The organism is Calyptranema fuscum S582 (genome assembly GCF_055793305.1).
This window is the reverse complement of record NZ_JBSLYH010000011.1, coordinates 37,908-52,541: the sequence shown is the minus strand read 5'-3', so window position 1 is coordinate 52,541 and position 14,634 is coordinate 37,908. Positions and strand designations below refer to the sequence as shown.

Genomic DNA, 14,634 nt, shown 5'->3' with positions numbered 1-14,634 from the left:
ATTCCTGGATAGCACTCCAAGATTGGCTCGATTACGGGTGTTGTGTGAGAGCCGCGCGGAGCGCGGCTCTCACACAACAACTTGTACTTTATGCCATTGAGAATTGCTATAGAATAAATTGCATTCTTTCCTCCTCCTCCCATGTCAACTATTTGGACGCTTTTGATTACCGATGATTGTGCGGAGGATCGGGAGATTTATCGGGAATATCTGCTCAACGATCCGCATCAGTCATACCAAATCTTAGAAGCAGCGTCTGCCGAAGTCGGGCTGGAACTGTTTCAAAAACGGCATTGCGACGCAATTTTGCTGGACTTTTGTTTGCCCGACATGAATGGCTTGGAATTTTTAGATGCCCTGCGGCAACAGGGTGTGGACTCTCCCTTTCCGGTGATCATGCTGACGGGACAAGGGAATGAGCAGGTTGCCGTGCAGGCGCTAAAACGGGGCGCTCAAGATTATCTGGTCAAGCAACAATTAGTGGCGAGTGAGTTGCAAACGGCAGTTCGCAACGTGATTCAGCATTCTCATTTGCAGCAGCCCCTGGATTCAACATCGGGGCAGCACGCGTTGATTGCAGACATTGCCCTGCGGATACGGCGATCGCTTAACTTAGAGCAGGTGTTACAAACGGCGGTAACGGAAATCCGGCAATTGCTAGAGTGCGATCGCATCGTGATTTATCAAGGGATGCCGTCTAGCCAGCCATCTGTGGCGACGACAGAATTTTCTCTGACTCCGCTGTATGAAGCGGGTTCGATGACAACGGCTGACCCAATCCAACAATTGGCTACGTTTGCAGCGGATTATGCGCAACAAGTATTAACGGATCGGGTTGGGGATGAGGGGCTACCGCCCGGAAAAGTATCGGCTCTGGTATCTCGCAGTCGCAAGAAAACTCCAGATGCCTATTTACTCGCGCCGATTTTGATTGAACGGCAGGGGCAACGGTCTGGGGCGCAGCAGCCCACGCAGCCGGGAGTAGATGGGGATGCCGATTTGCCAACCGCATTTCATCTCTGGGGGTTATTGGTTGCCTGCAAAAATGCTCCACAACAGCAGTGGCGATCAGATCAGGTTGATTTGCTAAATCAGTTAGTGGGACATTTGGCGATCGCCATTCAGCAGGCAGAACAACTCAACCATGCCTTAATTGCTCTGGAAAATGAAAAGCAACTGAATACATTCAAGTCGCATTTTGTAGCAACCGTTTCTCGCAGCTATCGCAGTCCGCTGGCAACAGTTTTAGCGGCTGTCAATACGCTCAAACGCCATCGCGATCAACTCCAGGAAGCCAAACAACAACATTTTTTGCAACTGATCGAAGACAAAGCCCGACAAATGGCGCAGATTGTGGACGATTTGCTGGTGCTGGAGACTTTTGATGCGGGAAAGACCAGTTTTACACCGCTTCCATTTGAGGTATTGCAATTTTTCTCCGATATTATTGCCGAACAACAAGAAGCGGTGGGCGATCGCTACGAACTGTCGTTTAAAATTACGGGCAACACTCGCGGGTTTTGGGGCGATCAGAAATTGTTGCGGCAAATCCTCACCCATCTTCTAGCCAATGCCATGCAGGCATCGCCAGAGGGCAGTGAGGTCGAGGTGTTGCTAAAAGGCGATCGCTCGCATATTCACTGTTCCGTACGCGATCGCGGTATAGGCATCTCCCCGGCAGATCACAGCAAGCTATTTCAGTTTTTTAACCGGGGAACGTCGGTAGATCCCTTTCCTGGCATAGGGTTGGGATTGCTGATTGTCAAAACCTGTGTGGAGTTGCACAGGGGCGAGATTCAAGTAGAAAGTCAGCCCGACGAGGGGACGATGGTGACAGTTCACTTGCCAAAGCAACCGCTTTGAGATACAGGTGGTATTGCCAATGGTCTGAGAATCGGTTGTAGCGTTTGCTGGCAAACGCTACAACCGATTCTCAGACTGTCTCAAGCATTTTTAAGCCCGTATTATGTCTCAAACCATTGTGATTATTGGGGCAGGACCGGCAGGGTTGCTGCTGGCGCATTACTTGCTCCGTCGGGGTCACTACCGCATTGAACTCTATGAGCGTCGCACCGATCCACGATTACAAGATGTCTCCAGCGATCGCACCTTCCCGATTTCGCTACAAGAACGAGGACGACGAGCCTTACGAGCAATCCCAGGGTTAGAAACGGCGATCGCTGCCCAGAGTACGTTTTGTCAGGGTACAGTCATCCATCGCAAAACTGGCAAAGCCCGTCACATTCCTCGCAAAAATCCAATTCTTTCAGTCGATCGCAATCGGTTGGTGGCAGTGCTGTTAGAGCAATTGACCCAGGCGGATACAGATCAACGGGTTCACGTCCAGTTTGACTGTCAATGCATCCAGATCGAGGGCACTGCCAAAACAGTGACGGTGCAACCGACTACGGGTGAGTCCTTTCAAGTTAACTATGATGTCCTGGTCGGAGCCGATGGGGCGCGATCGCGTATTCGAGAGTATTGGGTAGAAACGGGTGCGATAGGTTGCGAGCAAGAGTATATTGCAGATGCCTATAAATCGATTTTTCTCAGTCGGCAGAATCCGGCTACAGGCTTTGAATTAGAGCCTAACAAAATCCATACCTGGAATCTTGATAATAAAACGCGCCTGATCCTGGTGTCTCAACCGGGCGATCGCCTCAACGGCACCCTTATTTTTGAAGCCCAACACAATCCCCTCGCACCTCTAACCACGGCTGAGGAAACACTGGCATTTTTTCAGACCCATTTTCCAGAAGTCGGGCAATTGATTACACGGGCAGAAGCCGAAGCCTTCTTGCAACGTCCCGTAGCCCGAGTATTGACTGTGAAGTGCGATCGCTTTCATCAGGGCGATAGTATGGTGCTATTGGGAGATGCTGCTCATGCCGTATCGCCTTCGATCGGTCAAGGCTGCAATGCGTCGTTAGAGGATGTCTGGATCTTGAATCAACTGCTCGATCACCATGGCGATCAATGGGACGTTGCCCTGCCCGCATTCTCACAACAACGGGTACCCGATGCTCACGCACTGAGAGCGTTATCCGATTATTCCTTTCCGCGTAACCGTTGGTTAGTATTTGAGTTTTTCTTACGTCTAACGGTAGGGCGACAGTTACACCAATGGTTTCCTCAATGGGTGAAACCGTTTGTGTTTGATTTAATCCTGGATACAGATCTGTCCTACGCTCAGGTTCTAGACATGAGTCGAGGTTGGATTACTAAAGTTGAGCGATCGATGCCTAGAAAAGCTAATAAATCAATATAATTTTTCCCCACATTGAGCTATCTGAATCATCCTATGAAAGTTAGATTGACTCTGAAGAATTACAGATGCTTCACTGATTCAAAACCTGCGAGGGTAACTATTGGCAAGGGGTTTACTGCACTTATAGGAATCAACAACTCTGGAAAAACCGCTCTACTCAAATTTTTCTATGAATTTCGCCTTCTTTTAAGCTCGATTTCTGATTTGAGAACATGGCAAGATTTTTTTAATGGTAACGAAAAAATCCTCAAACTGCCCAAGGAACTTTTGAACGCTCAAGAAGTATTTTGCAATTTCAATGATCGACCATTAACAATAGAGTTTGAATTTTTAGAAGACAGTGAGTCAGAATTTGAAGGAATCTTAATTCCTAGAAAACTATCAATTGTAATTCGGAGACAGAGAACTTACGTTGGAAGTATTTTTATAAAAAATGATATTGAATTATCAAAATCTCAAGGGACATCTTTTATTGAGAATAAGATTATTAAAGGAGGGTTGACTGTAATAATATCACCTGATTTTTTGAATTCCTTGAAGTTTTTAGGCGAAACTTTATATATTGGTCCATTTAGAAATGCGATAAATCTTTTCCCAACTCAAATTCTAGATGAGGTGGAAAAAATACAATCACTCCATGCTGAATATTTTGACATACACGTTGGATTATCAATCATTAAAAAGTGGCGTGAATCAAAAACAGGTACTGACAAGGATTTAATCAAAAAAACATATGCTTTGCAAAATGATATAAAACGAATCTTCGGTTTTAAGAGTGTAGATATTAATGCTTCAGTTAATGATCAAACAATTCAATTTGTTATTAATGAAGAAGTTTATAAACTCTCAGAAATTGGTTCGGGTCTTACTCAGTTCTTTGTAATTCTTGCAAATGTTATAACTCAGAAACCATCCTATATTCTTATCGACGAACCTGAGTTAAATCTTCATCCTTCATTACAGCTTGATTTTTTAACCACGCTTGGGAGTTACGCTAGTCATGGAATTCTATTCAGCACTCATAGTATGGGACTAGCAAGAGCTAGTGCTGAGCAAATTTATGTAGTTCATAGAAAACAAGGAGAGGAAGGCAGTGAGATTATTGAATTCGATAGCACGAAAAAAACAAATTACTTATCAGAATTACTTGGGGAATTAAGTTTTTCGACTTATAGAGAGTTTGGTTTTAATAAAGTTCTTCTGGTTGAAGGTGCCACCGATATTAAAACTATTCAGCAATTTCTTCGTAAATATGGAAAGGATCATGAGATCCTTTTGTTATCTCTAGGAGGTAGCAGCTTGATTAATGCATCCTTTAGAGATGAGTTACGGGAAATCAAACGCATCTCTGAAAACATATATGTCTTAATTGACAGTGAGAAAGGATCTATTAATGAAAAACTAGATTCTGATAGAAAAAATTTCGCAGATATGTGTCAAGAAATTGGTATTGAATGTCATATTCTCAAGTATCGAGCCACTGAAAATTATTTTCCAGAACGTGTAGTACAAGCCGTTAAAGGAACCAATTTTTCAGCATTAAAGCCATATGAAAGCCTTAAAAAAAGATCTCAATTAGGGTGGAATAAGACAGATAATTGGCGAATGGCGAAAGAAATGACGTGTGAAGAGTTAGAAGCAACAGACCTGGGGGATTTTATTAAGAGACTGATCAGTTAGCTAAGTTTTAAGAACCATTCCAAAGGTCTTTGAAAATTAAACAATCCCATCAACAATTCACACGGAGTGCGTATGGTTCAGCAACTCAGCGATATCCAGATCTTAGCCGCAGGACAAATGCCACCACCCAATACGGTAACTCCACCGCGATCGCCAAAATGGTCAGATACGTTTGCCTATATTGCCGATCCAGATCAGTTTTGTCGTCGCAATCTGGCGCGCTATGGCGCGATTTTTAAGACCAGTGTGTTTGGTGGCACAACGGTGTTTGTCGGTTCGGCGCGTGCTAACCAGATGGTATTTAATGGCGACCTTAGCTATACAGAAATTGGCTTGCCCCCGACCACAATGGCAATGTTTGGTGAACATAGCCTGTTTCAACGTCCCGATTTGCATCGTCAACGCAAAAGTGCGCTAACCCCAGGGTTTACGGGTCGGATGTTGGCGGGGTATTTACCCACAATGCATCGGGTGATAGCCCAGCATCTCGAAACCTGGGAGACAACACAGCCGATGGCATTGGTACCCAAAGTAGAGCAAGTTTGCTTTGATGTGCTGGCACCGTTGTTATTAGGCATCCAACTCGACCCAGACGATACTGCTTTTTCAGGTTTACCCATTACGTCTAAAGCAGACCTGAAGCGACTATATAAAACCTTTTTTGATGGGTTTTATGGATTAGTAAATTGGAAATCTCCGCTGACTACGTTTGGTCGAGGATGGCAAGCACGAGAGCGGTTACTTCAATTTATGCGAGGGGTGATTCAACGGCGGCGATCGCAGCGTGAACCAATGGATCCAACTACCGACTTCTTATCGATGATGTTGGTCAATCAACAGCAAGATCCAGCCAGCATTTTTAGTGATGCCTTGATTGAAAATCAATGCTTGCTGCAACTCTGGGCATCGCATTACGAAATCATGGGACTGATTTCATCCTGGATCTATCAACTCGGACGTCACCCTCACCTGATTCCTCGCTTACGGACGGAGCAATCAATGGGACAAGCGGATCTACACGCCGTTGAAATGATAGATCTAGAGTCGTTGAAACACCTACCATTTCTAGACGCCACCATCAAAGAAACCTTACGCACCTTGCCACCTTCCTCGACTGCCAACCGTCGCCTGACGCAATCCGTCGTGTTAGATGGCGTGTTGTATCAAAAAGGTTGGACACTGATTGCAGAACCCCGCATTGCCCATGCCATGGAGTCTCACTTTAGCCATCCCGATCGCTTTGACCCCGATCGCTTTTTATCCGATCGAGGTGAGGGCAAGATGTATGAATTTATTCCCTTTGGGGGCGGAGTTCATGCTTGCTTAGGGGCACAACTGGCAATGACCCTGACCAAAGTCTTCATCTGCCATTTTTTACGCCGATTTGACTGGGATTTGTTAGGAGAAGCAAAATTTGTCCAGTTTCCGCTAAAAAAAATCCACGATGATTACCAAATTCAGCTTCGACCCGTTGATGTAACCCTCATTTGAACCAAGTTTCCTCAGTGCTATAAAACTAATGCTTGACTCGCACCGCATCGCGCACCTGGTCGAGTAGCTTTCGAGGACGAGATTCCAACATCGAATTGCACAACACCCTTGTATAAAACACACCTAAATAGTGCAAATACACTACCAAGATTACCAGGGCGGATATGCGGAACTTTGCTGTGTATCCACCCTGATTGAGGTGAACATACAGCAAAGTTGCTGTAGATCCCGCTCTTTAGGGTGGATCTACAGCAATGAGTTCGTTGATTCACCTGACATTGGCGGATCAACAGAATTACTCTGTACAATAAATTGTTCCACAGGACTGGTATTAAATGTTACTCCTTGGGAACCCTTAGCAGGGCAGTCCTGTAGAACAACCTCGCTGGAGCCGACGAACACCGCTAGCCCGACGACGTCGTACTCGACGGCGTTCGCGGCTCAGCTCGAATGTTAGACTGTTTTCTACTTTCTCATCTGTAGAAGAGCAGTCAGTCAAGAATAATTTCTTACTTACCAAATACTTATGAGAACGGAGCAAGAGTTTTTCGACGAACTCATGAGCAGAGTAGACATACTACATTCATCTCCTCAAAGAGATAATGAGGCAAGTCGTCATGATCTGCTTATTTATCCTTTATTGACAAGTCCTTTTGGTTTAGGATGGGATGCTAAAGATTTGGTTTCTCAGTCCACTATCAAAGTGCCAAAAGAAGCAAGTAGTAGTCATATTTTCCGTAATGGGGAACCTAAAATTAGAAAACCTGACATCTTAATTTCACCAGTCAATTCAAACAAAAATATTGCAGTCATCGAAGAGAAGGAATACCAGTCGAGTATTGAGAAACTCAATAACTACAGACTTCAAGTGGCAGAATATCAGGCTTTATATGAATGTACTTGGGGAGTGATTTCCGATGGTGAAAAGTGGTTGCTTAAGAAGAACTTTGAGACTTTCCACCAATTTGACTCTTTGAACGAACTTCGTCTGGGAATTACTGATCTGAGGAATTGTATAGGTAAAGAGCAGGTGACAGAGAGATTAATTTATCATGGAACATGCGACCTTATAGTCGTTGTTCCACTTTTTGCGCTAACTCAAAATGTTTTAAATCTACAATCAGATCTCACGCAATTAGATTTTTACTTCAAGATTCCCGTTATAGTTGTTGGAGTAGAATCAGGGATACCTACTTCAGATGGTGAAGGGTTTGAAGAGTTTACAAACTTAAATGCAGCACTAAAGAGATATCCAGATTTAGATCCAAACAAAGGTACTAAGAGATTTACATTGGCTATGAAAGAAGTGAGGGGAGGGAGAATTAACAGATTAAGATTTGAAACTTGGGCTGCTAACGATTTATATTCAAGATGAATACGAGCAAGTCTAACAATTCGGGTGCAGCGGATTGCCCGAAGCTCTTTGGGTTAGATGCAAGGATGTTGGCAACCGCAGACCCGACCCGTTATGCCGCTGGGTTATCGGTTGGGGCAATAACAAAAACAGAAAACATGATTGCTCCACAGCTTTATCGATTACTTGAAGAATGCTATCCAATCGGAAGTATTCAAAATGTAGATGCTTTAACTGGTGGGGAGACGAACCAAGTATTTCGTCTTTACTGTGATAAAAGCACTTTTGCCCTGCGAATCAGCCATTCAACCAATACCGCAGCATCACTTGCCTATGAACATCGGCTGCTGCAATTCATGAGCCAACGGGTTCCAGAAGTTCCATCCCCGATTGTCACTCATGATGGTTTGACTTATCTTCAGCATGATGGTTTGCTGATTACCCTACTTCCCTTTATGCCAGGGCGAATGCTTGACGATGAAAATGAGGCAGAATGCATGATGGCGGCTCAAATGTTTGCTCGATTGCAGCGGGTCGGGCTGGAATATCCAGATTTAAGTCCAAGACCTAATAAGCCACGGTTTTGTGAACTGGATTGGGAGAATAATCGTTGGTGGCGATGGAATGAGGTCGAAAATCTACTGTTTCATCGGGCAGATGCATTTCTCGAAACAGTCAATGACCCATATAAGCGTGCCCTCACTGAGCAGGTTTTTGCCAAACGGATGTTCATTGCTCAGGAAAGAGAGGTATTGCGAGATTGGGTCGCTATGTTGCGAGATTCAGGGCAACCGCTACTCTTTGCACCTACCCATTGTGATTACTGGTGCAATAACATTCTAGTCAAAGATGGACAGATCAGTGCAGTGGTGGACTGGGATGGATGCAAAGCCGAGTGGTTATTCTATGCTCTGGGTCGCGCAACATGGGATTTCTGCAAGGATAAACGTCAGCATCGGCTGGATTATCAAAAGGCTGTGAGATTTCTGCAAGCCTATCAAGCAGCCGATGGTCCTATTCCCTCTACAGAGTTTGATCTACTCATTCCAGTCATGCGATGTGTTTGTATTATAGAAGTCTTGCTTGGGTTACAAGACGCAGCAGAGGTTGGCTTAAATGACCATGCGTTGCACTGTCTACTTTCGTTGGAGAACTTGCAGAATGTTGAGTTGATCGTTTGAGCGATCGCGGCATAACCCGGCTGGAGCGGACTGTTGAGAGATCTTGGTAGCGTTGTAGAGGTTACTTGCAGCCGCTCAGTCGGAACGTTAGGATGCTTAGCCAGTAGTAGGGAAGACGTTACAGAATGATTAGTGAGGCGATCGCAGGTTGGTTCACCTGTTCATAGGCAGCAATCAATCGACCATATTCAGAATCCTCTGGATTGATAAAACCCTCAAGCATCGTATCCAGGTAGGGCTGGGCCTGATCAAGACGATTGAGCTGGACGTAGGTTGTGACCATCCCTGTCTGGACAATGCTGGCGCTATCTGATGGATGAGCCAGGCGATCGAGCCAGGCTAAGGCTTTTGCAGAATTCCCTACGGCTTGATAGTTTTGAGCGATCGCCAGCATCGATAGCGGATCTGCTGTCTCGTTGATTGCAGTTTCAATTTGCGGTAGTTTTGTGGCGATTGTTTCACTGTGTCCCAGTTCTAAAACCATGCGTAACAAAACCGAAAACCGTTGATGATTCACTGGAGCTTGTAACTCCATTTGAATCGCCCGATCGAGCAATGCCGCTGCCCGATCGCGTTGTCCCAATTGCTGATAGTACTTCGCCAAGTTTGCAATTAAAACGTCTCGATTGGGTTCATCAGAGAGGGTTTCGATTTTAGCGGCGAGGCGATCGAAAATGGCGATGAGTTGGGGGTGCTGACCAGCGGGTAAATCGTTGAGCAATTGCTCTACTTCTGCGGTGTAAGGAGCGTCGGGTGGGCGAGCATCTGGATAGCTGACCAACAGGCGAAATAGGCGATATCGATCCGCCGGATCAGCCGAGTTGGGTAACGCGGCGATCGCGCTCAGCTCATCCAGGAGCCGTGCCGTGGGGTCGATGGCTGTAGCTTGCGGTAGCGGTTGAGCCGGATACCACTGAAGAGCGGCGCGATCGGTTGCCTGGTAATCTTGACAGCTCAGGGTTTGAGCTTGAACAGGGATTAAAGAAATTGCAATTTGACTCAATAGAGGCAGTGCAAAAAACAGCGAAAGTTTTTTTATGGAAAGCATTTCAATTCGGGAATATTTTTTTTATACAAAGGAGATGAATGTCCTATTGGACAAATTTCACTTGCTTTAAAATCAGTCAGTGGCTGTGAAGCCATTAGCTGATCTTTACTTTAATTCTTAAAGTGGTTGTCCCCCATTCAAACGCTCTTTCCAGAAGAACAGCGATCGCTGCCAACCCTCTACAGGAAAGCTACTTGCCGAGTGTCCCATCATAGGGTTTTGCCACAGGTCTGAACTGACATTCTCACCTTAACCAGGACATTAGAGGTTGTCTTGTCTGGTTACAGTTTTGGCAACTAAAACCAGGCAACAACCGTTTCTATTTACAGTAGCAATAGGTTCAGGCGCATTCTCTGGCAAATCGTTTATAGCAGGATGTGTGGTGATCAAGATTCAACAATTCATCTATGTGGCAATTGGGGTATGGATTGCGATTGCCAGCAACAGCCTTGCCCATTTTCTGCCCTTGTCCTCAGTTTTCACGATTGGACGCTCAGCGATCGCGTCCTCCCATCCCACCGTTGCATTGGAGCGATTAGGATTACCTCGTTCCGTTGCAAATACTGTGCAACGTACCTTTCAGCGAGACTATCAAAATCGCATCGATAACATTCGCATTGTCCATGTCGAACCGGCCACCTGGGAGGATTGCGACCCCGACTTGCCTCACGGACGCTTCTCCTACGCTCCCTGTGAGTCTAGATCTCGTACAGGTTGGCGAGTCATTGTCATGGGTGAGTTTCCCACTATTCACCAAACCATGATGCGAACCTATTATGTCGATTGGCGATCGTGGGCTGTTGCCTCTCCCATTCAAGATGTGTCGGAAGAGATGCGGTCTCAAATTGCCAGTACCCTTCAGGTTGCACCATCCGATTTGCAAATTCTGGCCGCGCCCGAAGAATCTTTTCTCCCCGCCACTGCCTGCCCAGACGAGGAGTTTTGCCCAATTGCACCCACCTATCTGGGATGGCGGATCTTAGCCGTTGCCAATGGTCGCGATCGCATTGTTCGCCTGCGGGGTTTCGGCTCTCCCATCCATACAGACATTAGATTTGAGGAAAATGATGAGGTAACGCTGGGCACCCTTCCAGTTACTCTGGTCAATGCGGTGATGCAAGATGCCCAGGAGCGGTTCAACACCTCTGAACTGATGCTTGAGATGTCCGCAGACGCACCAGCAAATCTCGGTTCCCAGGTTGAATCGATTGAGTCTGTAACCTGGAACGAGTGTGGTGGCGGTTCTGGCCCATCTCTGCCAATGCGCGGCATTTGCCCTGATGTCAGTGTGTCTGGATGGCGCGTGATCGTTACAGGAGGGGTGCGTTCAGATCCGCTTCGCCTGGTTTACTACATCCCACAAGGGTCTGATGCTGATTCCTGGACTCCCCAACCGGATGGGTTGCAAAGTCTATCCGAAGCCGTACAGCGTCGAATGCTTGCCCAAGTCGCAGAACATGCCGGAATTCCTGCATCCAGCTTGCGTCTGTTCTGGGCAGAAGCCCGCTTCTTTGATCGCTGTTTGAATACCCATCCAGGTTCTCCCAGCTGTGGTATGGATATTCGTCCAGGGTGGGCGGTGCAAATCTTGGTCGATCAGGCAACCTCCGACACGCCGATGCAACAATCCATGTGGGTCTACCACACCAATGTCACAGGCACCGATGTCCGTCTGGTTAGCCGGGGTCATTGGATGCCACCGCCGATGGCTTTGCCAGGAGTGCCGTAGCGATCGGTTGTGGCACTGAAGTGAGAACTAGCCAACATAACCGGGGAAGGGTTGATGCTGATTGACTGGCGAATCTTTGTAAGGGCAGGTTTAGCACATTCCTGATCGGTTTGCAGTCAGCGTTTCGGCAAAACCTGCCCCTACGGTAGAATGCGCCTGAATTCTTTAACAGACCTTAATCCCTGGGCTCAAAGCTTAATTGGAGTAGTTCAGCTAGGTACAAAAGAGCCTACAGAGTCCTATGTGGACAACCTGGAGGAGAAATACAGTTGAGGCGGGTATTGTTTGACAGTGATGTTTTGCTTGATGTTCTAGCTCAGCAGCAATCGTTTAGTTATCTGTGTCCAGTGAGCGAAACCGTTATACTGCTTACTGTACAAAGGCATGATTGTTTAATTGGTTCTATAGGCTGTGGGTGTCATGCCTGTTAATTGCCGAAACTGTTTACTCAAATGACTATGGCTGTTGAACCCACACAGAAAGGCAATATCTATAATCGATTGGTCTGTTTGTTTCAACAATTGCTTTGCCCTTTCTACCCGTTGCTGAAGCAGGTATTGGTAGGGCGCTATCCCGATCGACTGCTTAAATAGATGGCTGAAATGAAATTGGCTCATGCTCAGCAACTGAGCTAAATCTGCCAGCTTGATGTCTTGATCTAGATGGGTGTCAATGTAGTCCAAGATGTGTAGAAGTTGGCGTTTGGGTAATCCACCCTGATAAACCGTGAGACGAGGCTTGCTAGCAGCATACTGTCTGAGCAAATGGACTGCTAAAACATTTGTCAGTGATTCAATATAGAGCCTGCCGCCTAAGTTCTCCTGTTTGAGTTCGGCGAGTAGCATCATACCAATCGCTTCAAGCTGAGGGTCGCGAGTCCGAAATTCCGGGAGTAATTCTAACCGTTCAGGATTTTTATCAAGGGTTTCTCTGGCAACGCTTTGGAACAAATGAGACGCAATCCGAATTTGCAAGAAGCGATCGTCGCTATCCCAACGGGCAAAAAGTGGCATCTGGGCAGGTGTGATACCAATGTCGCCCTTCGCGTATAATTCGGTACGGGTCTTGTCACCCTGAGTGAGTAGTAAACCGACTGGGCGTGGGGCAAGAGACAAACAAATCGAATGCTCATCACTGTAATACGTTTTCCCCTCCCCCGCAGGGTGTTGAAATTGCTCGACCAGAATGTTTCTCCAACCCTGGTTTCGACTAGACAACATGGGCAAACTGGTACATTCAATTTGACGGTTAGCAGAAGTCTTCATAATGCAAACCCAATTTGTCTAGTTCCCATTGTATTCATTCTCGTATGCTAAACCCCTACCGTCTGTATGACTTGCGATCGCCTCTTGTAAAGGTGTCATGCGATCGCCTCCCGCCACACGTAAGGGTTCGGCATTTCGGTTGGATTTTACCAGGACTAACATCTTGACCAAAACCTCGGAGGTTTCAGCCACAGTATTAGGTACATTACTGGATGCTGGTTTAAAACCTCCGAGGTTTGCGATCGCCTATCGCCACACGTAAGGGTTTAGCATTTCGGTTGGATTTTTTGGTCAATTCCCGTATCTATGGGCGAAATGCCAAACCCCTACCGTTTGTATGACTTGCGATCGCCTCTTGTAAAGGTGTCATGCGATCGCCTCTCGCCACATGTAAGGGTTCGGCATTTCGGTTAAATTTTTTGGTCAATTCCCGTATCTATGGGCGAAATGCCAAACCCCTACCGTCTGTATGACTTGCGATCGCCTCTTGTAAAGGTGTCATGCGATCGCCTCTTGCCACACGTAAAGGTTCGGCATTGCGGTTGGATTTTTCTAGGACTAACATTTTGACCAAAACCTCGGAGGTTTCAGCTGCAATATCAGGCACAATGATGGATGCTGGTTTAAAACCTCCGAGGTTTGCGATCGCCTATCGCCACACGTAAGGGTTTAGCGTTTCGGTTGAATTTTACCAGGACTGACATTTTGACCAAAACCTCGGAGGTTTCAGCCACAGTCTTAGGCACGATGGTAGCTGATGGGTTAAAACCTCCGAGGTTTGCGATCGCCTCTCGCCACACGTAAGGGTTCGGCATTTCGGTTGGATTTTTTGGTCAATTCCCGTATCTATGAGCAAAATGCCAAACCCCTACCGTTTGTATGACTTGCGATCGCCTCTTGTAAAGGTGTCATGCGATCGCCTATCGATGCTCCGACCTCAAAGCAAGACGCTACCAATGATGTTGACGCGGATGGCAGGGTGTAACGTCTACGTCATGGACGGTTCAACCATTTGAATACCATATTTCTGAAGAATTTCAGGCATTTTAGGTAGATCATCAGGGATCTCTCGAACTTTTTCTGCCATTTCAGTGAAAAATTCGTCAATGGCTCCGCCAATACTCCATGCCAGAAAGCGAGCGCATTGATTGGACTGGTTCTTGTAAGCATGTATCGTTCGTGCGGGCACATGAACAAAATCACCCGGTTCGATCGAAAATTCCTGGTTGCCTAATTGCACGATCATTATTCCTTCCAGCATAAAGTAGCTTTCTTCTTCTTTGGCATGAGTATGCGGCGGAACAAAACCACCCGGCGGAACCTCCACGGTCATTACTGCCATGTGGTTGGGTGAGGCAGCCGATTGTAATTTGATACAGATCCGATCGCTTAATACTTGTAGGGTTTGACCTGCTTGACTGCGTAATACCGTCATTTCTCAACGTCCTCTCTAAACTCTGTGTGAATGTAAAAATTTTCTACTGTGCTATCGGGTGATTACAGCTTTCAAAGGGATTGCTGTTCTCTTATGCTGCGACCAGTGAGGCAGGGCTGAGGGGAGGAATATGATAGCGATCGCGCACCACCTCTAACGGCAGATCCATCACCTCCCAAAAGT

General features: G+C 46.4%; 14 protein-coding genes. 8 read left to right on the top strand and 6 right to left on the bottom strand.

From position 1 onward, the window contains the following. Positions 1-141 precede the first annotated feature (141 nt). The 6 genes from ACR6Z4_RS09920 (at position 142) to ACR6Z4_RS09895 (ending at position 8,974) form a co-directional block, all read left to right on the top strand. Positions 142-1,863, top strand: coding sequence for a GAF domain-containing sensor histidine kinase (locus ACR6Z4_RS09920; RefSeq protein WP_479717098.1), 1,722 nt, complete (start codon positions 142-144; stop codon positions 1,861-1,863). Positions 1,864-1,966: 103 nt separating this feature from the next. After that, a complete protein-coding gene (locus tag ACR6Z4_RS09915) occupies positions 1,967-3,268 on the top strand; it encodes an FAD-dependent oxidoreductase (protein ID WP_479717097.1) in 1,302 nt (433 codons plus the stop codon). Positions 3,269-3,301: 33 nt separating this feature from the next. Continuing rightward, complete coding sequence (locus ACR6Z4_RS09910) at positions 3,302-4,948, top strand: ATP-dependent nuclease (RefSeq protein ID WP_479717096.1); 1,647 nt, start codon at positions 3,302-3,304, stop codon at positions 4,946-4,948. A 72-nt stretch (positions 4,949-5,020) separates the two neighbouring features. Next, on the top strand, positions 5,021-6,439 hold the full coding sequence (locus ACR6Z4_RS09905) for a cytochrome P450 (RefSeq protein ID WP_479717095.1): 1,419 nt from the start codon (positions 5,021-5,023) through the stop codon (positions 6,437-6,439). Positions 6,440-6,965: 526 nt separating this feature from the next. Continuing rightward, the gene (locus tag ACR6Z4_RS09900; RefSeq protein WP_479717094.1) at positions 6,966-7,814 is read left to right on the top strand and encodes a hypothetical protein; all 849 of its coding nucleotides are present in this window, start codon (positions 6,966-6,968) and stop codon (positions 7,812-7,814) included. Further along, entirely contained in the window at positions 7,811-8,974 is a 1,164-nt protein-coding gene (locus ACR6Z4_RS09895; protein WP_479717093.1) for a phosphotransferase, read from the top strand. Before ACR6Z4_RS09900 ends, ACR6Z4_RS09895 begins: the two co-directional genes overlap by 4 nt. Before the next feature lie 118 nt (positions 8,975-9,092). Here ACR6Z4_RS09895 and ACR6Z4_RS09890 read toward each other — a convergent pair whose 3' ends face one another. Next, positions 9,093-9,977 carry a tetratricopeptide repeat protein gene (locus tag ACR6Z4_RS09890; protein WP_479717092.1) on the bottom strand — a complete coding sequence of 295 codons (885 nt, stop codon included), beginning with the start codon at positions 9,975-9,977 and terminating at the stop codon, positions 9,093-9,095. Positions 9,978-10,311: 334 nt separating this feature from the next. Here ACR6Z4_RS09890 and ACR6Z4_RS09885 point away from each other — a divergent pair, with 334 nt between their 5' ends. Continuing rightward, entirely contained in the window at positions 10,312-11,751 is a 1,440-nt protein-coding gene (locus ACR6Z4_RS09885; protein ID WP_479717091.1) for a hypothetical protein, read from the top strand. 392 nt (positions 11,752-12,143) lie between these two features. Here ACR6Z4_RS09885 and ACR6Z4_RS09880 read toward each other — a convergent pair whose 3' ends face one another. From ACR6Z4_RS09880 to ACR6Z4_RS09865, 4 genes are all read right to left on the bottom strand, one after another. Further along, positions 12,144-13,016, bottom strand: coding sequence for a helix-turn-helix domain-containing protein (locus ACR6Z4_RS09880; protein WP_479717090.1), 873 nt, complete (start codon positions 13,014-13,016; stop codon positions 12,144-12,146). A gap of 18 nt (positions 13,017-13,034) precedes the next feature. After that, positions 13,035-13,178: a hypothetical protein gene (locus tag ACR6Z4_RS09875; RefSeq protein ID WP_479717089.1), complete on the bottom strand. Its 144-nt coding sequence runs from the start codon at positions 13,176-13,178 to the stop codon at positions 13,035-13,037. A 142-nt stretch (positions 13,179-13,320) separates the two neighbouring features. Then, positions 13,321-13,443, bottom strand: coding sequence for a hypothetical protein (locus tag ACR6Z4_RS09870; protein ID WP_479717088.1), 123 nt, complete (start codon positions 13,441-13,443; stop codon positions 13,321-13,323). Positions 13,444-13,452: 9 nt separating this feature from the next. Next, positions 13,453-13,623 (bottom strand): hypothetical protein, encoded by a 171-nt coding sequence (locus ACR6Z4_RS09865; protein WP_479717087.1) that lies wholly within the window; start codon positions 13,621-13,623, stop codon positions 13,453-13,455. A 241-nt stretch (positions 13,624-13,864) separates the two neighbouring features. Here ACR6Z4_RS09865 and ACR6Z4_RS09860 point away from each other — a divergent pair, with 241 nt between their 5' ends. Further along, positions 13,865-14,032 carry a hypothetical protein gene (locus ACR6Z4_RS09860; protein WP_479717086.1) on the top strand — a complete coding sequence of 56 codons (168 nt, stop codon included), beginning with the start codon at positions 13,865-13,867 and terminating at the stop codon, positions 14,030-14,032. Here ACR6Z4_RS09860 and ACR6Z4_RS09855 read toward each other — a convergent pair. After that, complete coding sequence (locus ACR6Z4_RS09855) at positions 14,005-14,451, bottom strand: cupin domain-containing protein (protein WP_479717085.1); 447 nt, start codon at positions 14,449-14,451, stop codon at positions 14,005-14,007. The two genes, ACR6Z4_RS09860 and ACR6Z4_RS09855, sit on opposite strands and share 28 nt — an antisense overlap. Positions 14,452-14,634: the final 183 nt, after the last annotated feature.

Excerpts from the sequence above, each read along its gene's own strand:
- ACR6Z4_RS09920 (WP_479717098.1), top strand. The coding sequence starts at position 142 with ATGTCAACTATTTGGACGCTTTTGATTACCGATGATTGTGCGGAGGAT.
- ACR6Z4_RS09915 (WP_479717097.1), top strand. The coding sequence starts at position 1,967 with ATGTCTCAAACCATTGTGATTATTGGGGCAGGACCGGCAGGGTTGCTG.
- ACR6Z4_RS09910 (WP_479717096.1), top strand. The coding sequence starts at position 3,302 with ATGAAAGTTAGATTGACTCTGAAGAATTACAGATGCTTCACTGATTCA.
- ACR6Z4_RS09905 (WP_479717095.1), top strand. The coding sequence starts at position 5,021 with ATGGTTCAGCAACTCAGCGATATCCAGATCTTAGCCGCAGGACAAATG.
- ACR6Z4_RS09900 (WP_479717094.1), top strand. The coding sequence starts at position 6,966 with ATGAGAACGGAGCAAGAGTTTTTCGACGAACTCATGAGCAGAGTAGAC.
- ACR6Z4_RS09895 (WP_479717093.1), top strand. The coding sequence starts at position 7,811 with ATGAATACGAGCAAGTCTAACAATTCGGGTGCAGCGGATTGCCCGAAG.
- ACR6Z4_RS09880 (WP_479717090.1), bottom strand. The coding sequence starts at position 13,016 with ATGAAGACTTCTGCTAACCGTCAAATTGAATGTACCAGTTTGCCCATG.
- ACR6Z4_RS09875 (WP_479717089.1), bottom strand. The coding sequence starts at position 13,178 with ATGTTAGTCCTGGTAAAATCCAACCGAAATGCCGAACCCTTACGTGTG.
- ACR6Z4_RS09860 (WP_479717086.1), top strand. The coding sequence starts at position 13,865 with ATGAGCAAAATGCCAAACCCCTACCGTTTGTATGACTTGCGATCGCCT.
- ACR6Z4_RS09855 (WP_479717085.1), bottom strand. The coding sequence starts at position 14,451 with ATGACGGTATTACGCAGTCAAGCAGGTCAAACCCTACAAGTATTAAGC.